At 66.7% G+C, this 24,685-nt stretch carries 21 protein-coding genes; 15 read left to right on the forward strand and 6 right to left on the reverse strand.

The window, feature by feature from the left end:
• Positions 1 to 185: 185 nt before the first annotated feature.
• Positions 186 to 2,510, forward strand: coding sequence for a PAS domain S-box protein (locus VD997_10845; GenBank protein ID HYE62479.1), 2,325 nt, complete (start codon positions 186 to 188; stop codon positions 2,508 to 2,510).
• Between the two features lie 24 nt (positions 2,511 to 2,534).
• On the opposite strand, the gene purF is transcribed toward VD997_10845, so the two are convergent.
• The gene (purF, locus tag VD997_10850; GenBank protein ID HYE62480.1) at positions 2,535 to 4,013 is read right to left on the reverse strand and encodes an amidophosphoribosyltransferase; all 1,479 of its coding nucleotides are present in this window, start codon (positions 4,011 to 4,013) and stop codon (positions 2,535 to 2,537) included.
• A gap of 430 nt (positions 4,014 to 4,443) precedes the next feature.
• On the opposite strand from purF, the gene rpsD reads away from it, so the two are divergent.
• Positions 4,444 to 5,043, forward strand: coding sequence for a 30S ribosomal protein S4 (gene rpsD, locus VD997_10855; protein ID HYE62481.1), 600 nt, complete (start codon positions 4,444 to 4,446; stop codon positions 5,041 to 5,043).
• A 144-nt stretch (positions 5,044 to 5,187) separates the two neighbouring features.
• Entirely contained in the window at positions 5,188 to 7,113 is a 1,926-nt protein-coding gene (locus VD997_10860) for a hypothetical protein (GenBank protein HYE62482.1), read from the forward strand.
• Positions 7,114 to 7,189: 76 nt separating this feature from the next.
• Here VD997_10860 and VD997_10865 read toward each other — a convergent pair whose 3' ends face one another.
• Positions 7,190 to 8,800: an MATE family efflux transporter gene (locus VD997_10865; protein ID HYE62483.1), complete on the reverse strand. Its 1,611-nt coding sequence runs from the start codon at positions 8,798 to 8,800 to the stop codon at positions 7,190 to 7,192.
• 140 nt (positions 8,801 to 8,940) lie between these two features.
• Between VD997_10865 and VD997_10870 the strand changes: the two genes are divergently transcribed.
• From VD997_10870 to VD997_10890, 5 genes are all read left to right on the forward strand, one after another.
• The gene (locus VD997_10870; GenBank protein ID HYE62484.1) at positions 8,941 to 9,774 is read left to right on the forward strand and encodes a C39 family peptidase; all 834 of its coding nucleotides are present in this window, start codon (positions 8,941 to 8,943) and stop codon (positions 9,772 to 9,774) included.
• A 3-nt stretch (positions 9,775 to 9,777) separates the two neighbouring features.
• Positions 9,778 to 11,232: a RimK family protein gene (locus VD997_10875; protein ID HYE62485.1), complete on the forward strand. Its 1,455-nt coding sequence runs from the start codon at positions 9,778 to 9,780 to the stop codon at positions 11,230 to 11,232.
• A complete protein-coding gene (locus VD997_10880) occupies positions 11,229 to 11,684 on the forward strand; it encodes a GxxExxY protein (protein ID HYE62486.1) in 456 nt (151 codons plus the stop codon). Before VD997_10875 ends, VD997_10880 begins: the two co-directional genes overlap by 4 nt.
• A 58-nt stretch (positions 11,685 to 11,742) precedes the next feature.
• Complete coding sequence (locus tag VD997_10885) at positions 11,743 to 13,023, forward strand: glutamate-cysteine ligase family protein (protein ID HYE62487.1); 1,281 nt, start codon at positions 11,743 to 11,745, stop codon at positions 13,021 to 13,023.
• A gap of 63 nt (positions 13,024 to 13,086) precedes the next feature.
• Positions 13,087 to 13,473, forward strand: coding sequence for a transcriptional repressor (locus VD997_10890; protein ID HYE62488.1), 387 nt, complete (start codon positions 13,087 to 13,089; stop codon positions 13,471 to 13,473).
• 3 nt (positions 13,474 to 13,476) lie between these two features.
• Here the strand turns inward: VD997_10890 and VD997_10895 are convergent, their stop codons facing one another.
• The 4 genes from VD997_10895 to VD997_10910 form a co-directional block, all read right to left on the reverse strand.
• Entirely contained in the window at positions 13,477 to 13,896 is a 420-nt protein-coding gene (locus VD997_10895; protein ID HYE62489.1) for a type II toxin-antitoxin system VapC family toxin, read from the reverse strand.
• A complete protein-coding gene (locus VD997_10900; protein ID HYE62490.1) occupies positions 13,893 to 14,168 on the reverse strand; it encodes a hypothetical protein in 276 nt (91 codons plus the stop codon). Before VD997_10900 ends, VD997_10895 begins: the two co-directional genes overlap by 4 nt.
• A 29-nt stretch (positions 14,169 to 14,197) precedes the next feature.
• Complete coding sequence (locus VD997_10905) at positions 14,198 to 16,951, reverse strand: tetratricopeptide repeat protein (GenBank protein ID HYE62491.1); 2,754 nt, start codon at positions 16,949 to 16,951, stop codon at positions 14,198 to 14,200.
• 73 nt (positions 16,952 to 17,024) lie between these two features.
• Complete coding sequence (locus VD997_10910) at positions 17,025 to 17,999, reverse strand: outer membrane lipoprotein carrier protein LolA (GenBank protein ID HYE62492.1); 975 nt, start codon at positions 17,997 to 17,999, stop codon at positions 17,025 to 17,027.
• A gap of 116 nt (positions 18,000 to 18,115) precedes the next feature.
• Here VD997_10910 and VD997_10915 point away from each other — a divergent pair, with 116 nt between their 5' ends.
• From VD997_10915 to VD997_10945, 7 genes are all read left to right on the forward strand, one after another.
• Positions 18,116 to 18,451, forward strand: a complete 336-nt coding sequence (locus tag VD997_10915; GenBank protein ID HYE62493.1) for a hypothetical protein — start codon at positions 18,116 to 18,118, stop codon at positions 18,449 to 18,451.
• 78 nt (positions 18,452 to 18,529) lie between these two features.
• On the forward strand, positions 18,530 to 19,363 hold the full coding sequence (locus tag VD997_10920) for a YceI family protein (GenBank protein ID HYE62494.1): 834 nt from the start codon (positions 18,530 to 18,532) through the stop codon (positions 19,361 to 19,363).
• Positions 19,364 to 19,497: 134 nt separating this feature from the next.
• Positions 19,498 to 20,469, forward strand: coding sequence for an FAD-dependent thymidylate synthase (gene thyX / locus VD997_10925; GenBank protein HYE62495.1), 972 nt, complete (start codon positions 19,498 to 19,500; stop codon positions 20,467 to 20,469).
• Positions 20,470 to 20,977: 508 nt separating this feature from the next.
• A complete protein-coding gene (locus VD997_10930; protein HYE62496.1) occupies positions 20,978 to 21,871 on the forward strand; it encodes a hypothetical protein in 894 nt (297 codons plus the stop codon).
• 107 nt (positions 21,872 to 21,978) lie between these two features.
• Positions 21,979 to 22,890, forward strand: coding sequence for a hypothetical protein (locus VD997_10935; protein HYE62497.1), 912 nt, complete (start codon positions 21,979 to 21,981; stop codon positions 22,888 to 22,890).
• Positions 22,891 to 22,969: 79 nt separating this feature from the next.
• Complete coding sequence (locus tag VD997_10940) at positions 22,970 to 23,509, forward strand: hypothetical protein (protein HYE62498.1); 540 nt, start codon at positions 22,970 to 22,972, stop codon at positions 23,507 to 23,509.
• Between the two features lie 333 nt (positions 23,510 to 23,842).
• A complete protein-coding gene (locus VD997_10945; GenBank protein HYE62499.1) occupies positions 23,843 to 24,673 on the forward strand; it encodes a PEP-CTERM sorting domain-containing protein in 831 nt (276 codons plus the stop codon).
• Positions 24,674 to 24,685: the final 12 nt, after the last annotated feature.

Genomic DNA, 24,685 nt, shown 5'->3' on the forward strand with positions numbered 1-24,685 from the left:
TCCACCGGTGGGAGTTCACGGACTATTCACCACCGGGTGAGGTTGGTGAAAAATCCCCTATCTGAATGAGGGCTCGTCAACGTACTGTTGAGTACGGCTGAAGGTCCCGGGTTGGGGCTGAACACGGCCGAGGACCGCCGGGCCGGCAGGCCTCAGGGAGAGCTTTGGAGCAGAGCACCACGACTGTGCAGACGCATGCGACGCAGGACCAGCATCACCGGTGCCGGCTCCTGGAAGCCATCACCGCGACCACGCCGGACTTCCTGTACGTGTTCGACCGGGAGGGGCGGTTCCAGTACGCCAACCCGCGGCTGCTGGCGGTGTGGGGGCTTCCGCTGGAGAAGGTGATTGGCAAGACGTGCCGCGAGCTGGGGTACGAGCAGTGGCACCACGACATGCACATGCGCGAGATCGCGCAGGTGATCGAAACGCGGGCGCCGATCAAGGGCGAGGTGCCGTTCAAGTCGCCTCGTACGGGCATCTACGGGGTGTACGAGTACATCTTCACACCGGTGCTGGACGGCACGGGGGAGGTCGAGCTGATCGCGGGGACGACGCGCGACGTGACCGACCGTAAGCAGGCTCAGGAGCAGCACAAGGGCGACCGCGAGAAGCTGCAGGTGGCCCTTAACGCGGCCGAGCTGGGGACATGGACGTACCGGTTCGCGGACAACTACTGGGAGCTGGATGAGCGCGGGGCGGAGCTGTACAACACGGGCGGCACGGCCGTTATCCATGATGAGGCGATGATGCGCCGCATCATGCACCCGGACGACATCGCGCTGATGTGGGAGCGGGTGCAGAAGGCGTGCGACCCCAAGGGGGACGGGCGGTACCTGATCGAGTACCGCATCCGCAAGCCCGACGGGAGCTACCGCTGGCTGGTGGCATGGGCGTCGACGGAGTTCGTGGAGGAGAAGGGCGAGCGGAAGCCGGTGCGGCTGGTGGGGGCGAGCCGGGACATCACGGCGCGCAAGGAGGGTGAGGAAGCGCGGCGGCAGAGCGAGGAGCGGTTCCGCGGGATGCTCGACCAGTCCGTGGCGGGCGTTGCCGAGGTGGAGGTCAGCGGGCGGTTCACGATGGTGAACGACCGCTACGCGGCGATCGTGGGCTACTCGCGGCAGGAACTGCTGCAGAAGACGATGCAGGACCTCACTCACCCCGAGGACCTTGCCCGGAACATGGAGAAGTTCGATGCGCTCGCGGCGACCGGGCGCGCATTCGAGATCGAGAAGCGCTACATCCGCAAGGACGGGCGCGAGGTGTGGGTGCACAACAGCGTGTTCGGCCGGCGCGGGCCGGATGGCAAGGTCGACCACATCGTGGCCGTGTGCGTGGACATGACGGAGCGCCGCCGCGCCGAGCAGGAGCTGGAGCGTCACCGCTTGCACCTGGAGGCCATGGTGGAGGAGCGGTCGCGGCAGCTGCAGGAGTCGTCCAAGCGGCTGCGGGACAGCGAGCGGCTGGCCAGCCTGGGGACGCTCACGGCGGGGCTGGGGCACGACCTGCACAACGCGCTGCTGCCGCTGCGGGTGCACCTGCAGGAGCTCTCCGAGGCTGCCAAGCGTGACCGGTCCATCGCGGACAACGTCGCGGCGGTGGAGGCCATGGCGCTGTACCTCTCCAGCCTCTCGCGGGGCATGCAGATGCTGGCCCGCGACCCCGAGCAGTCCTCGGGCGAGGGCGTGACCGACCTCGAGGAGTGGTGCCAGAGCGCGCACCGGGTGCTCGCGTCCATCGCGGGACGGACCATCGAGTTCTCCTGCGAGGTGGAGAACGGCACGCCCGCGGCCGCGATCGCGGACCACCGGCTCACTCAGGCGGTGTTCAACCTGGTGCAGAACGCGCGGGACGCGATCCTGCAACAGCGGGGTGAGGAACGCGGCGGCGAGGTTCGAGTACGCGCAAAGACGTCGAGCGCGGGCTGGGTGGAGATCACCGTCTCGGACAACGGGCCGGGGATGGACGAGGCCACGCGCCGGCGCTGCATGGAGCCGTTCTTCACCACCAAGGTGCGCGGGGCCCTGACGGGCGACGGCGGCACGGGCATGGGCCTGGCCCTGGTCAACGGCATCGTGACGGGCGCGGGCGGGCGTGTGGAGTTGCAGACCGCGCCGGGGCGCGGGACGATGTTCCGCCTGCTGCTCCCCGCGGCGGTGCAGCCGCTGGAAATGGAGCCGCTGCGGGCGATCAAGGCGGACCTGACGATCAAGGATCGGCGGCGGGCCGCGGCCGTGCGGGCGCTGCTGAACACGTCGGGGTGGAGCGTGCGCGCCGGCACGGGCACACCAGGGGACGATGCCATGCTGTGGGTGACAGAGCCTGAGTCGGCTTCGGCGGATCAGGTGCACCAGTTCATCGAGGGGCACCCGATGCGGCGCGTGCTGCTGATCACCGACGATGGCGTGGCGTACCGGCGCGAGCGGGTGCAGTGCTGCGACGGCGCCCGCAACTTCAGCACGCTGCGGCAGGTGATCGAGGGGCTCACGGCGGAGGTCAGCGCGAGCTGACGCAAGAGCCGGCCGGCACCCGGTTCAGCCGAACATCTTCATCTGTTCGGGCTCGACGACCTCGTCGGTGATGGGGTGCTCGGGGTCGAGGCGGTAGTCGCCGCTATAACAGGCAGTGCAGTACTTCTCGCCCGGGCGGTTCATCACCGAGAGCAGGCCCTCGAGGCTCAGGTAGTGCAGGGAGTCCACGCCGAGGTAGGCGCGGATGTCCTCGATCGTCTTGCCCGTAGCGACCAGCTGGCTGCGCTCGGCGAAGTCGACGCCGAAGAAGCATGGGTGGCGGATGGGCGGGCAGCTGATGCGGAGGTGGATTTCCTTCGCCCCGCAGGCGCGGAGCTGGTCCATCTTCGCCTTGGTCGTGGTGCCGCGGACGATGGAGTCGTCCACGATGACGAGGCGCTTGCCGCGGACGAGCTCGTCGATGACGTTGAGCTTGAGGCGCACGGCCGCGGCGCGCTGGTCCTGGCTGGGCTTGATGAAGGTGCGGCCCACGTAGCGGTTGGGGACGATCGCCTCGCGGTAGGGAATCCCCGAGGCACGGGCGAAACCGAGGGCCGCGGAACGACCGGAGTCGGGCATGGGGACGATGTAGTCGGCGGCGACCGGCGACTCGGCGGCGAGGCGCTCGCCCATGGTCTCGCGGGCGATCTGCACGTTCTGGCCGAAGACGTTGCTCGCGGGGTTGGCGAAGTAGACGTGCTCGAAGACGCAGTGGGCGGTGCGCTCGGCGGGCTCGGCGAAGTGGCGGCTCTTGATGCCGTCATCGTTGATCGTGACGATCTCGCCGGGCTCGATCTCGCGGATGACCTTGGCGCCGACGACGTCGAGCGCGACGGTCTCGCTGGCGACAACATACTGGCCGGTGGACAGCTGGCCCAGGCTCAAGGGGCGCCAGCCCCAGGGGTCACGCGCCGCCTCGATTCGGTCGGGGAAGAGGAACAAGAGCGAGAAGGCGCCCTGGAGGTGGCGGAGCGTGGCGGCGAGTGGATCGACGGCGCGCTGCTGCTCGGGCGAAGCGAGCAGGTGGATGATGACCTCGGTGTCGCTCGTGGTGTGGAAGAGGTGGCCCGCCTGCTCGAAGGCGTGGCGGAGGACGAGGTTGTTGATGAGGTTGCCGTTGTGAGCGACCGCGACCTGACCTCCGACGTAGCTCTCCAGCAGCGGCTGGGCGTTGCAGGCAAGCGAGCCGCCGGCGGTGGAGTAGCGGTTGTGGGCGATGGCCCCTTTCCCGCCGATGTGGTCGAGCTCTTCCAGCTCCTTGGTCTCGAAGATCTCGGGGACCAGACCCATACCGGTGTGGGCGGAGAGGACCTCCCCGTCGGAAACGGCGATGCCGGCGGACTCCTGCCCGCGGTGCTGCTGGGCGTAGAGGCCGAGGTAGGAGAGCCGGGCGGACTGGGGGTGACCCCAGACGCCGAAGACGCCGCACTTCTCCTTCTTCTCGTAGTGCTGGTAGGGGGTGGCCTGGGAGGAAAGGACGGTGAGCGGGATGCGTTTGGGCATCGGGGGCATTCCGCGTGAAGCGTAGGTGCGGGCGTGGGTGACTCTGCTGGGGGGAAGGTACCTGTTTTCGGGGAGGGGGACAAAGTGGAGGCGGGGAGAGCACAGATTGGTGCGAGAAGGTCCACCCCTTCGGGGTTCAGAACGCCCGCACGGTACGGCTACCCAGGGTTACGCTCGCGGACTCGCTGCACCCTGGGCTACTGCCATGCACCCGCTACGCGGGTTCAAAGGCAGGGCGTTGACCGGGAGGTGGGGTGCGCCTTCAATCTGGACCCCCTCGGGAGTGCCGTGGGGAAGTGCCCGGATCTCACCTTAGCCGGCCCGAAGACTCGGTTTACCGGCGCAGATCGGTCGCCTTTGCGACCACCCAGGTTTCGGAACACCGGTCAGGAGACCGGTGCCACCAAAGCCAGGAGACGGAAGGAATCAGATGGCTCGTTATACCGGTCCCAAGCTGAAGCTCTCGCGTCGTGTCGGCGTGCCGATTTCCGACACCCCCAAGCACACCTCGAAGCGCGCCCTGACCTACCCGGGCATGCACGGGTACCGCGGTCGCCGCATGCGCGACTACGGCATCCGCCAGAACGAGAAGCAGAAGCTCAAGTACTACTACGGGGTGCTGGAGAAGCAGTTCCGCCTGTACCTGGCCGCGGCGGCCAAGCAGCCGGGCAACACGGGTGACGTGCTGCTCGCGGCGCTGGAGACGCGCCTGGACAACGTGATCCGTCGTGCGGGCCTGGCCCGGACGATCTGGGGCGCCCGCCAGATGGTGGCCCACGGGCATGTCATCGTGAACGGCCGCAAGACCGACCGTCCGAGCTTCCACGTCAGCGTGGGCGACGTGATCACCCTCAAGCCCAAGGCGCAGAAGCTGGCCAAGGAGGCGATGGAGTCGCTGGCCGGCTACGAGGTCCCGGGCTGGATGGAGCTGAACCCCGCCGAGAGCACCCTGCGCATGGTGGCGGTGCCCACCAGCGATCAGATCCCCTTCGACGTCAACACCAACCTCATCATCGAGTTCTACCGCTAAGATTGAGGCCCGGTGGGCCTTCCTTAGGAACTCCACGGCCGACCGGCGATGCCGGTCGGCCGTTTGTGTTTGCGGGGGGACTAGGTCGGATAGGTCTTCGAGGTCTAATGGGCCTGATGCAGGCCCTGGAGCAGTGAGCAAAGCATGATCAAGTTGATGCGCAAGAACCGGAAGATCCTGCTGGCCGTATTTGGCGCGGGGTTGATGGTGATGTTCCTGCTCAGCGGTCCGCAGTCGATCTTCCAGCCTGACCCCACGAAGGCGGTGGTCGCGACCGTCGCGGGTCGTGAGGTGAAGGCCGGGGAGATGGGCAAGTACAACAGCGAGTACCAGGCGATGAAGCAACTCTCGGCCGAGGTGGTCGAGAGGCTGCAGATCGAGAACGGCGAGCACTGGATGCTGCTCACTGAGGAGGCCAAGCGGGCGGGGCTGGTGGGGGCCACCGGCATCGACTCGCGGATGAGCCTGTTCGAGCAGATCGCGCAGGTGCAGCTGAACCGCGCGATGCAGATGGGCATGCTGCGGATCAACTCGCAGGGTGAGTTCAACAAGGCGATCGACAACGCGGCCACCAACCTCGAGCAGCAGATCAAGCCCCGCATCGCCGGGCAGCTGCGGATGAGCGAGGAGGAGTTCGACCGCGCTGTGGCGAAGCTGCACGGCGTGATCCGGCTGCGCGGGCAGTTCCAGGGCGCGGTGCGCGTCTCCGAGAAGCGCAGCATCGCCGAGGTGCAGAAGCAGTACGACGCGGTGGTTGCCGACGGCCTGGTGATCCCCGCGGAGAAGATCTCGGCCACAATGCCCGAGCCCACAGAGGAGCAGGTGCAGGCGCAGTTCGCGCAGTACAAGGACGTGAAGCCCGGCACCGGGGAGTTCGGCTTCGGGTACGTGCAGCCGGCGCGGGTGCGGTTCGAATACCTGGTGATTGACCGGAACAAGCTGAAGGCGCTGGTGAAGCCCGACCCGGTGCGAGTGAGCAAGGAGTACCAGAAAAACCGCGCGAAGTACACGGGGGACGAGGCGACGGAAACCCCGCGGGTGGAAGCGGACATCGTCAACACGATGGTGGACCAGCTGATTGCGGACGCCGAGCGGATCGCCGCGGCACGCCTGAAAACAGAGCTGCGGACGCTCCCGGTGGAGGGTGGCAAGCGGAAGCTGCCCACGGACTGGGACCAGCGCGGGCTGAGGCTCTCGGGGCTGGCGGAGGCGCTGCGCGAGGGGTTCAAGGCGCAGGGCTACGAGTACACGCCCGAGGTGGTGGTGCGGAACGAGGCGTGGACGAAGGTGCGGGAGCTGATGCGCGAGCCGGGCATCGGCACGGCGTACTTTCGCACCGGCACCAGCAGCGGCGACCTGCGTCGGCTGGCGGACTCGATGAGCGAGCTGAACGCGCAGAGCGGCGTGCCCTTCCAGGCGAAGGTGCCGTTCGAGACCCCGCTCGCGGACATGGCGAGCGGCAACCGCTACTACGTGAACGTGCTGGACTGGCGTGCGGAGTCCCCGGCGGACTCACTCGAGGAGGTCCGCGGGGACGTGGTGCGAGACCTGAAGCTGAAGGCCGCGTACGACCAGCTCGTGCGGCAGCTGGACGACCTCAAGAGCCAGGCGATCAGCAGCGGGCTGGACGCGGTCGCGGCCCAGTACCCGACGCCCGCGCCGCTGGGCGCGACGGACCCCACGCCCAAGCCGCTGCCGGTCTTCCGCTACGCGACGGTGACGCGCGACTCGGCCACCGGCGAACTGAACGCGAAAGAGGTGCGCGACGCGGTTGTGGCGAAGGCGCAGCAGCTGGGCGTCAAGATGGTGGCGACGCCGGAGAACCTGCCGGAGCGGACCGTGGCAGTGGCGGTTCCCTCGAAGCTGTCGGTGGCGGTGGTGCAGATCCTGGGTCACCGGCCGGCGACGCAGGAGCTGATGCGGACCGTGAGCCGCGGCATGGTGGACCAGTTCGCGATGCAGGAGCTGCGCGAGCACAACGAGAACGACCCGTTCTCGTTCGAGGCGCTGCGGGCGCGGTACGACTACAAGGCGGTGGATGAGAACGAGGGGAAGAAGCAGGCGTCATGAGGTGCAAAGCCCAGGGATCATGATCCCTGGGCTTTCCCCGCGACCGACTTCCCCGCCACCGTGTTTGCTTCGCGCATCAAACCCGCACGTGGGCCCAGCGGCCCTGACGCCAGCGGATCAGGAACAGCACGGCCCGGATCACGATCTCGGCGCAAAGGCCGATCCACACGCCGAACAGGCCCAGCTCCCACGGCGAAGGGTTCGCGATTACGCGCCCGAACAGGCCGATACTGACGCCGCTGAAGAGGTATGCCATGGGCAGGCGCAGGGCGTAGGTGGTGATCCACGTGAGCCACATCGCGGCCCGTACGTCGCCTGCGCCGCGGAGGGCGGTGCGGTAGACAATCGAGATCGCGAAGGGCACCTGCACGATCCCGGTGATCCATAGCAGGGGAGGCGTGAGCTCGAGGTGGATGTCCTGGGCAGTCATCAGGCCGACGATGGACGTCGGCCACGCGATGAACAGCAGTCCCATGAGGCCCATGAAGACGCTGGCGCACACGCAGCAGACGTTCACGGCGCGCCGGGCGAGCTCAGTGCTGCCGGCGCCGAGGTATTGGCCCACAAGCGTGGCCGCGGCGGAGGCGAAAGCGAAGCCGGGCAGGTAGCTGAAGGCCTCGATACGCACGGCGAGCAGGTGTGAGCCGAGGAAGCCGGCGTGCCCCTCGTCCGCGGCCATGCGGCCGACCATCAGGATGATGAGCATGTTGCCGGCCCACATGCCGAGCGTCTCGAGGAAGTTGGGGATGCCAACGCGGACGAGGCGGCGGAGCGTGTGCCAGTGCGGGCGGAGGCGGGCGCGCCGGAGCCTGATGCCGCTGAAGCCGCGGGCGAGCAGAGCGGTCATCATGACGCAGCCCAGGATGTAAGAGATGCACGTGCCCCAGGCGATGCCCGAGACGCCCAAGTGCAGCGGCGAGAGGTTGTGCAGAACCCAGCGGGTGACGGCTTCGCCGTTCACCACCGCGGCAGACTTGAGCTCAACGCCCGAGAGCAGCCAGCTCACAAGGCAGTTCACGAAGTTCACCAGCAGCATGACAACGAGCGGGCGGAAGGAGTCGCCGGCGCCGCGGGCGCAGGCGATACCGGCGAAGAGCACGGAGCCGAAGGGGACGCCGATGGCGTTGATTCGGAGGTAGTCGATGAACCCGGCCGCGGCGTCGGGGCTGAGGTTCATGATCGACGCGGCGGGCACGGCGATGGCGGCCATGGCGAGGCCGACCACGAGCCCCGCGCCCGCCGCGAGGAGGATGGTCTGCGCGAGGGCGGCGTTGGCGATGCCGAGCCTGTGCCCCCCCACTGCCCGCGCGATAAGGGCCGTGGCGCCCACGCCGATTGCCTGCACGACGAGCTGGACGAACCAGAGGATGGTGACCGCGCCGCCCACAGCGTCGGTGGCGGCGCCGCCGTCGTCAATCGCGGCGGCGAGGATGGTGTCGGTGAGACCGACGAACGCGTTGAGGAGCGAATCGGCAAGGATGGGCCAGGTCAGGACGAAGATGGCGCCGGTCATCGAGAGCCCGGCGAGGCGGCCGGCGGTGAGGCGGCCGTCGGAGGTGATGGTGGCGCGGCGAGCGGGCGGGGGCTGCACGTTGGCCGCGTTCTCGAGCGCCTCGGGGTCGGGGCCGAGGTCGCCTTGCGCGCGGCGGGTTGGGTGCGGATGAAGGTTGGATTGAGGGTCGGGCAAACGGGGTTCCTGCGTTTACACCTTTGAGCACGACGGTCAGAGCACGGCCGTGGCACGGGGCACTGCTGGTGACAGGTGGAACGTATACTCGTCGCCGGTGAGCGGCGGCGGAGTTGGCCCTCCCGACGGGGAGGGGAAGCATGAAGACCGAGCTGAAGTTCGAGATCCAGGCGCAGCCGGATGATGAGTCGTGCGGGCCGACGTGCCTGCACTCCTTGTACTGCTACTACGGCGACAACGTGCCGCTCAAGCGTGTGGTGAAGGAGATCACGCGGGCGGATTACGGCGGGACGCTGATCGAGATCCTCGCGAACCACGCGCTCAAGCGCGGGTACGACGCGACGGTGTACACGTTCCACGTGCAGATGTTCGACCCCACGTGGTTCGCCGAAGATGGGGAGCTGCACGACCCGGCGGGCACGATCGAGCTGCTCCAGCAGCAGGTGGAGGCGAAGAAGAACACGCCGCGCCTGGCGACGGCGACCAAGGCGTGCCAGGAGTTCCTCAAGCTGGGTGGGCATATCCGGATGGAGGACCTCACGCCGCAGCTGATCTACCGGATCATCGCGCAGGGGGTGCCGATCATCACGGGGCTGAGCTCGACGTACCTGTACCGCGAGTCGCGGATCGTGTCGGTCTCGCAGGAGGACGATGTCCGCGGCCACCCGCAGGGGCACTTCGTGATGCTCGTCGGTTACGACAGCAGCAAGCATGAGGTGACGGTCGCGGACCCGCTCGACGAGAACCCGCCGTTCCACACCAGCCGCTACCGGTTGCCGATGAGCCGGCTGATCAACGCCGTGCTGCTGGGGATTCTCACGCACGACGCGAACCTGCTGGTGATCACGCCCAAGGCGGCGGAGGATGAAGAGACGAGCGCGCCGCACCCGCGCCGCAAGAAGCCTGCGCGGAAGAAGGACGCTGGCAAAGACGGCGCTCAGAAGGACGACGGCGAGGAAGAGAAGCGAAAGTAAGCCATGGCGATACTCCTGGTCCTCGACAACCCCAAGGACTGGCCGCTGAACATCGAGGGGGTCGAGGTCGTCTCCGCGAGGCGGTACCTGACCGACCCGTCCTTCAGCGACCGGCACCCGCACAAGGTGTTCAACCTGTGCAAGAGCTATCGGTACCAGAGCCTGGGGTACTACGTATCGCTGCTCGCGGCCGCGCGTGGGCACAAGCCGCTGCCGGAGATCTCGACAATCCAGGACCTCAAGCTCTCGGAGATCGTGCGGGTGGCGGGGCAGGACCTGGACGAGGAGATCCAGAAGGCGCTCAAGAAGTGCGAGGGCGACAGCTTCATCCTAAGCATCTACTTCGGGCAGAACATGGAGGAGGAGTACAACCCGCTCGCGCTGGCAATCTTCAACCAGTTCCCGGCGCCGTTCCTGCGGGCGCAGTTCAGGAAAGACAAGGACGCGTGGGTGCTGGAGGGGCTGCGGACGATTCCCTCTGATGAGATCCCCGCGGAACACTTCCTGGACGTGCTGAACTTCGCCACCCACTACTTCAACCGGCCGCACAGAAAGCCGCGCCAGCAGACCTCGCGGTACGACATGGCCCTGCTGTACACCAAGGGCGAGCCGAACGGGGCGTCGGACGAGAAGGCGATCAAGAAGTTCATCAAGGCCGGCGAATCGATGGGGATCGACGTCGAGATCATCACCAAGGACGATTACGGGCGGATCGCGGAGTTCGATGCGCTGTTCATCCGCGACAACACGAACGTGACGACGTACCCGTTCCGGTTCGCACGCCGTGCCGCGGCGGAGGGGCTGATCGTCATCGATGACCCCGATTCGATCCTGCGGTGCAGCAACAAGGTGTATATCTCGGAGCTGTTGACCAGGCACAAGATCGCCGCGCCGCCGACGCTGACGCTGCACCGCGACAACTGGCAGAGCGGGCCGGACGTGCTGGGGCTGCCGATCATCCTGAAGCAGCCGGACAGTTCGTTCTCGCTGGGCGTCAAGAAGGTGAACACCCGCGAGGACTACGCCGCGGCGATGGAGAAGCTGTTCAAGGTCTCGGACCTCATCATCGCGCAGGCGTTCACGCCGACTTCGTTTGACTGGCGGATCGGCGTGCTGGACCGCGAGCCCTTCTACGCGTGCAAGTACTACATGGCGGGGCAGCACTGGCAGATCTACGACAACAGCAAGAAGGGCGATGATGCGTTCGGCAACTTTGAGACCTGGCCGATCGACGCCGTGCCCGGGGACGTGGTGAAGACGGCGATCCGCGTGGCGAACCTGATCGGCGACTCGCTGTACGGCGTGGACGTCAAGGAGATCAACGGCAAAGCGCACGTGATTGAGATCAACGACAACCCGAACCTGGACGCCGGGATCGAGGACCAGGTGCTGGGAGATGAGGTGTACCTGCGGGTGATGCGGGTGTTCTTGAAGCGGTTGGAGTCGAGGGGGAGATGAATACAAAACACGGAGGCACGGAGGACACGGAGAGGAGAAGCGGGATGGACAGGGGGCTTGTCAATGTGCCTGACCTGATATCCGCAGGGCTCAATGGTCAGATCATCGGCGCTGCGATCGAGGTACACCGAGAACTCGGGCCGGGGCTGTTGGAATCGGTATACGAGCTCTGCATGGCCAAGGAACTCGCGAAGCGCGGGCTTGCCTTTCAGACGCAGGTGCCGGTCCCGATCCGCTACAACGGCGAAGTCATTGAAGAGGCAACGCCTCTCCGCATCGACATGCTCGTCGAGGACCCTGTGGTCGTGGAACTCAAGTCTGTTGAGAGGGTCATTCCGATTCATGAGGTCAAGCTGACGACGTACTTGCGGCTGACCGGCAAACCTGTCGGTCTCATCATCAACTTCAACGTTGTGAGACTCAGGGACGGGATCACCCGTCGAGTCGTTTAGTCGAGTTCCCCCTCCGTGCTCTCCGTGCCTCCGTGTTTGGTATTCCAAGGATTGACGCGTGCCATCGATTCATCTTTTCGAAGCCTTCGGCGTTGAACTCGAGTACATGGTGGTTGACCGCGACACGCTGAAGGTGCGGCCGGTTGTCGACAAGCTCCTCCAGGAAGCCGGCAAGCTGCCTGGCGCCGACGTTGAGGCCGAGGGAAACCCGGACTACCCAAACCAGGTCGAGTTCGAGGATGTGGCGTGGAGCAACGAGCTGACCCTGCATGTGCTGGAGCTCAAGACAACGTCGCCCGCGAAGAGGCTCGAGGGGCTCGATCAGCAGTTCCATCGGCACGTTACCCGCATCAACCAGATGCTGGCCGACATGAACTGCATGCTGCTGCCCGGCGGCATGCACCCGACGATGGACCCGTACAAGGAGATGGTGCTGTGGCCGCACGACTACAGCGAGGTGTACAGCATCTTCAACTGGATCTTCGATTGTCGCGGGCACGGGTGGGCGAACCTGCAGGCCGCGCACCTGAACCTGCCGTTTGACGGCGACGATGCGCCCGACAGCGAGTTCGGGCGTTTGCACGCGGCCATCCGCTTCCTGCTGCCCATCCTGCCCGCGCTCTCGGCCTCGACCCCGGTGATGGACGCGCGCGTGACGGGCGTGCTGGACAACCGGCTGGAGGTGTACCGCACGAACAGCCGTGCGATCCCTGCCGCGGCGGCGATGGTCATCCCCGAGCCGGTATTTACGCGGGGTGACTACGAGCGCGTGATCCTCGAAGAGATCTACAGGCAGTACGCGCCCCACGACCCCGAGGGCACGATGCGGTACGAGTGGGCCAACAGCCGCGGCGCGATTGCACGGTTCATGCGGAACACCATCGAGATCCGTGTGCTGGATGTGCAGGAGTGCCCCGCGATGGACGTGGCCATCTGCGCGGCGATCACGTCGGTGCTCCAGGCGATCGTCGACGGGCGACTAGGGGACCTGCGCGAGCTGCGCACGTGGGAGGTGCAGCCGCTGCACGCGATCCTCCTAGAGGTGATCCGCGGGGCGGACGAGGCGGTGATTGCTGATTCGCGATATCTCGCGGCCCTTGGAATGAGCGAAGCAAAGGCGACCGCTAAGGAGGTATGGTCGCACCTTGTGTCACAGACGATCGCGCGCGAGGCGGGCTACCCGCAGTTCAAGCCGCAGCTGGACGTGCTGCTCTCGCAGGGGCCGCTGGCGCGCCGGCTGCTGCGGGCGTGCGGGCCGAGCCCCGACCGGCGGAAGATCACGGACACGTACCGGCAGCTGGCCGACTGCCTGCACGCGAACGTTCCGTTCATGGCGTGAGCCTGCCCGCTCACTTCGTTCGGGGCTCGTTTCGAACCTCGGCCGCGTTCCTAAAGTAGACCGATGTCAACCCCGGAGCGGCAAACACGGCAGCGGCAGGCGATCCGCGACGCGATCGGCGACGCGGGCGTGCCGCTCTCGCCGCGTGAGGTGCTGGAGCATGCGCAGACGAAGGTCAGCGGGATCGGCATGGCAACGGTGTACCGCACGCTGAAGCTGCTGGTGGAGGCCGGCGTGGTGCAGGCGGTGGAGATCCCCGGCGAATCGCCGCGGTACGAGCTCGCCGGCAAGGACCACCACCACCACTTCTACTGCAACGCGTGCGGGAAGGTGTACGAGGTCGAGGGCTGCCCGGGCGACTTTTCGGGCCTCACGCCCAAGGGCTTCAGGCTCGAGAACCACGAGCTGGTGCTCTTTGGCAAGTGCGCGGGCTGTCAGGGACGGCGGTAAGTCTCACATGCCCAACAGCGACACGCCTTCCCGCTTGGCCGCTTCACGGAGATCCTGGTCTAGGGAGGCCAGGGGCATTGCGCGCCGAAGCGCCAGTTCCAAGTACGCTGCGTCGTACGCCGTCAACCGATGGCTTCGGGCCAATCGTGACGTCGCAGCAAACACCTGGTCGTGGCAACCGGCATCGATCTCCGTTGACCACCCCCGGATCGCGTCGAGCAGGTCCCGCATGTTTTCCGGTCGAAGCCGCCCCTTCCGCTCGGCCACGAGCAGAACGTTCGCCACCTCGACCGGCCAATGCGGCGGCACGAGCACGGTTGTTGTCTGTGCGAGCCGCAAGACCTCAATGACCGCGGGCGTGCGCTCGTCGTCGAAACACGAAGCAACGACAACAGAGCAATCCGCGACGAATGCGGCGATCAACGCCGTCCCTCGCTGATGAGGTCCTTAATCCTGAGCCCGCCGAGCGTCTGACCTTTCGCGCTCTCAAGGAATCGGTCGATAGCCGCACGCCGCTCCTCGGGAGACGCGACGGGCGTTCCGAAAGGCGTCAAGGCAGGGGGGAGCACGCGGGCAACAACCTCGCCATCTTTGGTAAGCGTGACCTGTTGACCGCGCCGCACCATGTGCAGGATGTCCTCCATCCGGGACTGAACGTCCCCCACAGGAATCGAGTTAGGCTGCTGCTGAATCACGCCACCATCCTAGCAGAACCCCCCCGCCATCACGGCGCTCCCGCCCTGAGCTTTCCCACCGCCTCCAGCCGCTGCTGGTGCACGGGCCGGTCAGGCTCCAGCGCCACGAGGGCCTTGATGTGCCGTTCGGCCGTCGCGTAGTCCTGGCGGCGAAGAGCCGTGGTGGCGGCGAACTCCCGGGTGTGGGCGTCATAGGGATTGATCTGCGTGGCCCGCTCCGCCTTCCGCGCTGCCTTCTCCAGGTCGCCGGCCGTGCTGTACTGGCGGGCGAGCTCGATGGCGTACGCCGCGGACTTCTGCTCGCGGGCGTCGAGGTACTCCAGGTGCTCGATGGCGTGCTCGGGGCCGCGCTGCAGCTCCGCGCCGCCGCCGGACAGGTAGAAGTCGGCGAGCAGCTTGTGGGGCAGCACGTCAAGCGGGCGGGCCAGCGCGTAGCGCTCCACCACTTCGACGTCTTTGGCCTGGATGCGCCCGCTCTGCTGCTGCGCGCGGCTCTTCACCACGGCCGCGAGCACGAACGGGTTGCTCGGGTGCTTCGCGAGCCACTGCTCGAGCAGCTCGGGGCTGGGCTCCCGCGGAGCGCCGGCGGGCGAGTCCTCCTCGGGGGCCGCGGCCTCTTGCTTGAGCAGCTGGTTGATGTCGGGCGTGTTCTCCGTCGGCAGCATGCCCCAGCTGATGAGCTGGTCCCGCGCGTACGCCTTGAACTGCGTGAGGAACTCCGCGCGTCCGATGCCCAGCACCTGCCGGAACGCGGCCTCCTCGCGTACGCCCTGGGCGTAGAGGTCCATCAGCTCCAGCGGCTTGCTCGCGCCAAACCGCTCGATGATGAACTCGTACATCCATGCGCCTTGCGCGTACGCCTGCGAGCGATCGGTCGGCTTCTTGGGGCGCGCGAACATGATGTTGATCGTGTCGAAGTCAAAGAGCGAGTTCGTGCGGTAGGCGCGTGCGAGCAGCTCCACGGTGTGCGTGTCGCGGGGTGAGTCCTCCAGGTACACCGCGCCGGCCTCCGTGAACCAGTGCGGCAGGCGGTTCTTCGTGCGGCTGAGCGTCACTGTGTGCGTGTACTCGTGCTGCACAACGCGGGCCCAGTCGTACGCCCCCAGGTGCCCCGGGCCCTCGCGCGGGGCCTCCATCGCGATCACCGGCCCGGTGGCCGCGGCAATGGTGTGCAGCTGCGGGATGCCAGTAATGCGCACGCCGAACCAGCGGTGGTTGGGGTAGAGCTCGACCACGGTCTTGCCCGCGGGCTTGTGGTCGATGCCGCCCGGCTCGTTGCCGGTCACGCGCTGAAAGATCTTCTCCAGCTGCGGGAGCATCTCGTGAGCGACGACCTCGTCCACGCCGCGCTTGCAGCGGACGATGAAGTGCTCGCTCTCGATCTGGGCGTAGTTGCTGAGCTCCTTGAGCAGCTTGAAGCTGTTCTCGGCCCGCACGTTGAAACCGTCGAGCTGCGTGGCGGTGCGCAGGGCATCCAGCGCCGCCATGTTGTTGCCCGACTGCATCTCCGAGAGGCCGAGCTCGATCACAGGCTCGGGCCACTTGGGGGCACGCTTCACCGCTTCGCGCAGGTAGTTCGCCGCTTCCTCGTACTGCCGGGCCCCTGCCATCGCCTTGCCCACAGCCAGGTACGCCACCGGCGACCCCGGCGCAAGCTGGTCGAACGCGTCCAGCCGCTTCTGTGCCTCCGCGAAGTCGAACCGTCCCGCGGCCGCGGCGGCGTGCACCGCCCGTAGTTCGCGGTGATTCGGGTAGCGCGCCAGTGCGGGCGCGAGCGCCTTCTCCGCCGCCTCGCCCTCCTGCTGTCGCAGCTGCACCAGTGCACGCACGATGGCCGCATACGGCGAGGGCTCGGGGCTCGAGAGCTCGTCCAGGCGCAGCGCGGTGGTCTCGGCGCGAGGGAAGTCCATGCCGTTAACGGCCGCGCGTCCGGCGAGGTACCACGCCTCGGCACTGCGCGGGTTGTGAGAGAGGGCCTGCAACAGGGCCGCGCCCATGTCGGGGTAGTTGTTCTTGTCCTCGAGCAGCACGGCCTCGGCGAGCGGGGCGCGCCACGAGAGCCGGTCGAGGTCGTCGCGGGCGTGGGTCAGCAGCGTGTTCATCTGCTGGAACTCGGCGCCCGAGCGGCTCGCGCCGATGATGCGGGCCAGCAGCATGCGGGCACGCACGCCCTCCACGAGCTCGTCGACGTCGGTGACCTTTGACAGGTCCTTCGTGATCGCCTCGGCGGCGGTCGCGGCGTCGGCGGGCCGGCCAAGGTCGTACAACGCCTCAGCGCTCAATCGCGCGGCCCGGATCGTCTTTGCGCCCTTGAGCAGCTCCAGCGCCGCTTCCGGCTCGCCGCGGCGCCAGCGGGCTTCGGCGCGGTCCTCGACCGGCACGCTGGCGTCATCGAAGACCGAATCCATGAAGTTGCCGCGGGTGAGCGCGGCCTTGGCGCGGAGCGCGGGGGTGGTGAGGTCCGACTCCTCCCACAGGCCGTGCTTGATGCGGAGCGCGGCGCGCTCGGCCTCGGAGAGGTACGCCTGATCGAGCAGCGTGGTCACCGCCTCAGCCAGCGGGGGCGGCTCCATGGGTTTGAGCGCTGGCTCGGGCTGATCAGGGCGAACCTCCGGCTGCTCGCCTTTCGTCTGCTCCGTGGGCTCGGGGTCAGGTGCAACCTCAACCGGCTCACGCTTGGGCTCGGGTTGGGCGAGTGCGGGCACGCCGGCCGCGAGGCCGGCGACCACCACGAGCAGGCTGGTGAGCCCGCGTCCATTCAACATCCAGCTGCGTGCGGGCAACGGCGGCCTCCGTGCACTCTGCCTGTGATCACTCCGTGCGGGTCCCCGCACACCTTCTGTGTACGCCCAGCGCTTATCGGCGGTTTTCCGGCACCGCTTGTTCGGGTGTCGTGGGACGCGGCGAGTTGGTAGCGGGTGCTGTGGGCTGAGCGGGCGCGGGTGCCTGAATCGGCAGCGGCTGCACGTCCTCTTTCCAGCCCTGCGGCGTCCGGGTGTCGAGCACATCGGACGCAACCGGCTGGTTCACCTTTACGTTCACCAGCTGCACCAGCGAGACGTCGCCCTGCGGGGTCACTGTGCGGGCCAGACGCGGCAGCAGGCGCTTGAGCTTCGGATCCTCTCGGTACCACAGCCGGATCTCCGAGAGCTCCGCATTGGGGTCGTGCTGACGCGGCGTCAGCTTGATCTGGTGCGTGCCCTCCACGAACTTATCCAGTTGCTTCTGCATCGCCGGGGTGTTCGCCACCAGCCCCTCGGTGGGCTTGAGCAGCACGGCGTCGAAGCGGCTGAGGATGTCCTGGCGTTTCTGGCCGATGGGCAGCGGGAATGGCCCCTCCCCCACTTTCAGCGGGTCAAAGCCCTGCCCCGCGCGGGTGATCTGCCGCTTCACAATCTGCTTCTCGCCCGCCTGCTTCTCCACTAGCCATTCGCCGTCGAAGATCATCAGGTGGTCCTGCCGCATGGGCTCCTGACGCCCGAGCTTCAGCCACTGGACATGGATCGCGAACTTCCGCGACCCCGCGCCCGGCTTGCCGTCGGGCGTGCGCGCCTTCGTGTCCACGTAGTACAGCTTGCCGCGCCGCTCCTGCACGTCGCCCTCAAGGCCGAATACACGCTCGTAGAGGATGTCGGCGTCGAGCGACTTGAGGTCCTCATCCGCGCTCTCGAGCTGGTCGAGCAGGTCGGCCGCGGTGCGGATCCCGCCCGCGGGTTGGTCCGGGCGCACCGGCCCCGCCGGGTTGGGCTGGGCGAGGTGGGTGTTGGGTTGCTCCTGGGCAAGTGAGGGGGCCGCGAGAAAGCCGGCCAGCATGATTCCAAACCAGTTCATCCGGACTCCCTTCCTATGCCCCGGGTGCCGGGGCGGGGGGCTCTACCCTGAAAGCTGAACGCGTCACCGGCGTTCCCATTCCAGCGACCCCCAGCCACCCATTGTGAGGCCCAGCCATGAGAATGTTCGCCCGCCTGTTCGTCCTCGTCCTTGTAGCGGGCATCCTGGTGCCCACGTTCATGCTATGGGATGCCACGGGCCGCAAAGGCTTCACCGCCCTACCGAACCCTAACTTCGAGCAGATGCAGAAGTCGGATGGGTCACTCTCAGGGTTGTTTGGGGAGGAGGCCGCGCCGGCTCAGGCTCCGATCGACAACTCCTTCCGCTTCGGACTGCTGCCTGCGGGTGTGGGGCCGGAGGCCATGTCCGTCGCGATGGTGGGTGGCCCTGCAATCCTGCTGGGGCTGATGGCGTTCTGCCGCGGCAAGAAGGTTTGCCCAAAGAAGGGCTGAGGCGACCCCCTGCTTGTGTTACCGGACCCGGGTGGCCGGCTGGATACCCTTTCGCCTCACCCACAGGAGTCTCACCCGATGAAGTCTCTCGCCCTTGTCGTTTCCGCCCTCGCCCTCTTCTCCGCGGCCGGTCTCGCCATCGCCCAGCCTGCCGAGAAAGGCCAGGAACGCCGGCAGGAGCGGTCGCGCCAGTCCTCCGCCCCCACGCAGGAGTTCCCCAAGTCTCTGCCCGTCCCCGCTGAAACAGCGAAGAAGGGCACCGTCTACTACTGCATCACCGCCAAGGAGCGGCAGATCACTTTGCACTCGGACGCGCCGGTCGAGCAGATCGACGGCTACTCGATCAACGTGGTCGGCTACGCCGTCGCCGGCCCCAAGGACAGCCCCGCCAAGCTCCAGGCCGGCGAGTGGCACCTGCCCGTGGCCAGCATCGATACCGGCAACCGCATGCGCAACAAGCACCTCACCGAGGCCGGGTGGCTGGATGCAGCGAAGTTCCCCAACATCATCTTCAAGCTCTCCGAGGTGAAGGACATCGGCGAGGCGAAGACCGACGAGACGACCGGCGCCACCAGCTACGAGTGCACCCTCGTCGGTGACATGACCCTCCACGGCATCACCAAGCAGATGACCATCCCCGGGGCCAAGATCGCCTTCCGCAAGGGCGACGAGACCACCGCCAGGGAGGCGGCCGGCGACCTCATGCTCGTGAGCTGTAAGTTCAAGATCAAGCTCAGCGACTTCGGCGTGTCCAACAAGGTCGTCGGCCAGAAGGTCGCTGAGGACATCGAACTCACCACCAAGCTGGTCCACACCACCGTGGAGCCCAGCAAGGGCGAGGAGAAGCCCAAGGACGCCGCCAAGCCCGATGAGAAGAAGGACGAGAAGAAGCCGGTGCAGAGCGGGAGCTGATCGGCCCACAACCGACAGCAAACGACAGCCTTTGAACAACGCAGGACTTGCGCCACGGCCCGCTCCACGCGGGCCGTTTTCGTTGGCTGGCGCTTGCGGGTGGGGGCGTCGATAGCCCGTATGCTCCGCCCCCTATGGCCACTACCGTCACCGCTGCGATGAACCCCCACGCCAGCAACCCCGAAATCAAGCCTGTTTTCACCCGTGTCGCGGCCGAGGCGCCGTGGGTCGACGTCATGGACGGGGCCCAGCGGATCGAGACCAAGGTGCTCGACCACGGCTTCGTGGCTCTCATCGACGCCATGCCGCGCCTGGTGCCGCAGGGCAAGACCGCCGACAGCGCGATCGTGCAGGCGGCGCGGGTGTCCTACGGCCAGGGCACCAAGCAGGTAAACGAGGACCGCGGCCTCATCCGCTACCTCCTGCGCCACCGCCACACCACGCCATTTGAGATGGTGGAGTTCAAGTTCCACATCGCGATGCCCATCTTCATCGCCCGCCAGTGGATCCGCCACCGCACGGCCAACGTGAACGAGTACTCCGCGCGGTACTCGATCGTGCCCGACCGGTTCTATAAGCCCACGATCGACGCCGTGCGGAAGCAGTCGGCAAGCAACCGCCAGGGCGGTGAGGAGACCTTCAAGGTCGACGCCACGGACCTGGGCGAGGTGCAGACGGCGCAGGAGTTCCTCGCGTTCCTCAGCGAGTGCGAGCGGCAGTACAGCAAGTACATCGAGCTGACGGAGAAGGGCGTGTCGCGCGAGCTGGCCCGCATGGGGCTGCCGGTGAACGTGTACACCGAGTGGTACTGGAAGTGCGACCTGCACAACATCCTGCGGTTCCTCTCGCTGCGGATGGACGCGCACGCGCAGCTGGAGATCCGCGAGTACGCCAAGGCGATGTACGACCTGATGGCGCCAATCCTGCCCATCACCATGGAGGCGTGGCGCGACTACGAGCTCGAGTCGATGCGGCTGACCAAGCTCGAGGTCGAGGCCATCCGCGCGGCGGGCGGCGGCGCGGCCCCGGACATCGCCACCACGAACAAGCGCGAGCAGGCGGAGTGGGCGGCCAAGCGCGCGGCGCTGGGGCTTGACCCTCGGTAAACCTGCTTCTGCACCACTGCGATCGACGCGAACGGCCGGGGCGACCCGGCCGTTTTCCTGCGCTGGCTTCGACTGGCGTGGAATCGCGTTCTGCGCAAGAACTGCGGGAAAACCGGACCTCCGCGTACGGTACGAACCAACCCCTAAAACAACGTTCTGCACACCCGCGCGTGCGAAAAATTTCGAGGTTGCTGCAAGGCGTTGCACAACCTTCACGGGCGGCGTTTCCGGGGGCCCCTAACGGAGGGAAGGAACGCGCGTAGGCCGCTGTTTTTCAGGCCTCTACGCACGTTTCAGCACTGCTGTGGCAGGCGTGTAGGCGGGGGGTGTTTCCACTGTCTACCCGTGGCTGAAAGAAAAGTTGCACTTTGGGTGGCAAAAACGGCTTGCGGTGCCAGACGGGGTCGGTATCCTCTACGCCGGGTCAAGAACGAGTCGTTCGTTCAAACAGCGTGTTCGGGGTACTTCAACCAGTTCAGTCCGTTCTTTTCTTAGTGAGGAGATTGTCATGAAGAGTGTGATCGCGTCCCTCGTCGCCGTCGCCGGCATGTCCGTCGCGGCTTCCGCCAACATCGTCAACACCCAGGTCAGCTTCCTGGCCTCGGTCAACGGCGGCCCCTTCACCAGCGACCTGAACATCCTGGCCGGCCAGGGCGTCAAGCGGGTCGAGGTGGTTGCCCGCTTCACCTACATCGGGCCCGGTACCGCGCTCGGCTTCGCCTCCGCGGTCTTCCAGCCCACGGTGTCCGGCCTGGTCGCCTCTGACGCGGCCGTCGGCTACGTCAACGGCGGCCTGGGCTCCAACGTCTCCTCGCCCTCCGGCGTGGTGGCCGACGCCCCCGGCCAGTACGGCCGCATCAGCCCCTACGGCCGCACCGCTCTCTCGAGCACCGGCCAGGCCATCTTCAACCACATCCACAACGGCAACCTCGGCGCTCCGGCCGGCCGCACGCTCCGCATCGCGCAGCGCTCCGCGACCGCCTGGGTCGGCGGCACGGGCAACACCACCGGCGGCCAGGGCGTGAACGTCGCTCAGCTCTCCAACGTCGGCCGCACCGCCTCTGACCCGGCCTTCGCTCCGGGCAGCAGCGTGAACGTGTTCCGCTGGGGCATGGACATCGACACCGGCGCGACGCTGGATGCCGCCTTCGTCCGCACCCTCACCGTTGACGCTCCGCTGAACGGCTTCGGCAACCGCGTCACCGCGACCAGCGCCCAGTTCCCCGGCTCCGCCATCGGCGACCGCGAGGTTTACTGGTGGGGCGACATGAACGCCTCCACGGGTGACCTCCGCGGCCTCGCGCAGGTGGCTCAGGGCTTCATCAACATCGTCGTCCCCAGCCCGGCCTCGCTGGCGCTCATGGGCCTCGGCGGCCTCTGCGTCGCCCGTCGCCGCCGCTAATCACGGCTGACGGTCAGACCTTCTGACGCACACACTCACCCCTCCCCGCTCACACGGGGAGGGGTTTTTCGTTTTGGTAGAGGGGCCCTGTTCCCAGGAAGAAGCTAATGAAGACGCCGCTTGTGGCATTGATTGGAGTCGCTGGGTCGGCATCGGCCGCGCTGGGTGTGGTCAACACCCGCGTCGAGTTCCTTTTATCAATGGACGGCGGTCCTTATGTCAGTCACCTGTACATCCCATCAAACACGGGTGTGCGGACGGTCGACGTTGTCGTAAGGATGACCTATATCGGGCCGGGTACCGCCGCTGGGTTCGCCTCCGCCGTGTTCCAACCGGTCGTGATGGGCTGGCAGCCGGGCGATGTCGCCTTTGGGTATGTGAATGGCGGCCTTGGCTCAAATGTCTCATCGCCTGCGGGAGTGGTGCCCGATTCGTTCGGTCAGTACGGCCGCATCAGCCCATTCGGGCGCACGGCGCTGAGCAACACGTCGCAGGCGCTCTTTAATCACGTGCACACTGGTAACGCGGGGGCTCCACCGGGAGGCTCGCTCCGGATCGCACAACGCTCAGCCACGAGTTGGATAGGCTCAACAGGAAACACCACAGGAGGCCAAGGTGTGCCGGTCGCGCAGCTCGCGAACGTCGGTCGCACTGCGACCGACCCGGCGTTCAATCCAAGCACAACAGTAAGTGTCTTCCGGTGGGGGATGCTGCTTGATTCTGGCACTTTGGACGGCAGTTCGAGCCGCGCACTCATTATTGACGCTCCATTGAGTGGCTTCGGGAACCGCGTCACCACCCTCAGCCCCCAGTTCCCCGGCTCCGCCATTGGCGACCGCGAGGTTTACTGGTGGGGCGACATGAACGCCTCTACGGGTGATCTCCGCGGCCAAGCGGTGGTATCGCAGGCAGTCATTCAATTCAATGCCATCCCGACTCCAGCAAGCCTGGGCGCGTTGGTACTAGGGGCACTCGTAACTGTCAGACGACAGCGCAGTTCACCGACGGGAATCCGATGACGAGTTTGATTGCGGGCGTCGCAGGTTTGGCTGCTCGTTCAAACTGCCGCGGGGGCCGTCAACACGCGCGTGGAGTTCCTTGCGTCAGTCGACGCAGTACGGGCGCATCGGCCCCTTCGGGCGTACGGCGCTGACCGTCACCAGCCAGGCCATCTTCAACCACATCCATGATGGCACCAACGGCGCGCCCGCCGGTCGCACGCTCCGCATCGCGCAGCGTTCCGCGACCAGTTGGGTCGGGGCCATGGGGAACACCACCGGGGGTCAGGGGATTCCAGTCGCTCAGCTCGCCAACGTTGGGCGAACCGCGTCGGACCCCGCGTTCAACCCCAGCACCAGCGTGAACGTGTTCCGCTGGGCCATGGACCTCGATACGAGTGTCAGCCTTGGCTGGGCTCGCCGGCTTGAAATCGACGCGCCGCTGAGTGGCTTCGGCAACCGCAATATCGCGACCGGGGACCGCGAGGTCTACTGGTGGGGTGATCTGAACGCCTCAACCGGCGACCTCCGGGGCACGGCCATGGTCACGCAGGGGTTCATCTCCTTCGTGCCCACGCCCGCGTCCCTCGCACTTATCGGTGCGGGGGGGATGCTGGCCTGCCGCCGCCGGCGGAACTGAGGCCCCGGTCCCACTCCAGAGCCGCGCAATGGCGGCCGCCATCTTCATAGATGGAGCGTCGTCCCATCCACGAGGCCCCGAGAGGGCTCACGCCTGCAGCTGCTTGCACCCCAGCCCCCGAAGACAGGGGGTGGTTATCGGTCCGGCATGCCGAACTCAATCCGAACCAGCACAAGCTAACCCTAGAGCTGGTGAGGTTTCGGCAGAATTCACTCACCAGTTTTCTGGCACCTCCTCAGACCTGTGGCAGTGTCCACGTGGGTCATGAACGAGTCGTTCGTTCAGAAAAGCGTTTGTGGGTCTATCCCCTAGTCGTCCTGTGAGGAGATTGTCATGAAGAATGTGATCGCGTCCCTCGTCGCCGTCGCCGGCCTGTCCGTCGCGGCCTCCGCCGCCTCGACTCTGACGATGCTCGTGTCCACCAACGGCGTGGACTTCAGCAACAACGTCAACCTGATCCCCAACTCGGGCATCCAGCGCGTCGAGATCCTGACCACCGTGTCCAACACCGGCACGGCCGCCATCGGCTTGGGCTCCATGCAGTTCCAGCCCACCGTGTCCAACTGGCGCGCGACTGACGCCCTGGTCCCCTTCACCTCGTCCTTCGGTGGCAACACCACGGTGCCCTCGGGCGCCGTCGCTGACGCCCCCGGCGTGTACGGCCGCATCAGCCCCTGGGCTGCCGCCGCGAACGTGAGCAGCTCCCGCCTCTTCGGCCACGTCCACAACAACCCGGACGGCAGCGGCCAGACCTACCTCCGCATCGCCCAGGCTCAGATCACGAGCTGGTTCGGCGGCACGGGCAACACGACCGCTGGCTCGGGCGTGAACATCAGTCAGCGCTCCAACGTTCAGCGCACCACCAGCGACCCGGCCTTCAACCCCAGCCTGACCAACGTCCGCGTCTTCCGCTTCGCGGTTGACGTCGACACCAACGCCGGCGAGCGCGTCCTCGCCGTCGAGGCCCCGATGGCCGGCATCGGCAACCGCCAGTCGGACAACAGCCGCATGCTGTACTGGTACGCGGACATGACCGAGAGCGCGGGTTCGATCCGCGAGGTCCCGACCATCAACAACGCGACGATCACGGTCATCCCGACGCCCGCGACCATGGCGCTCCTCGGCCTCGGCGGTCTCGCCGTCAGCCGTCGCCGCCGGGCCTAAGTTCTGAATCGG

The organism is Phycisphaerales bacterium (assembly GCA_035627955.1).
Classification (GTDB): domain Bacteria; phylum Planctomycetota; class Phycisphaerae; order Phycisphaerales; family UBA1924; genus JAEYTB01.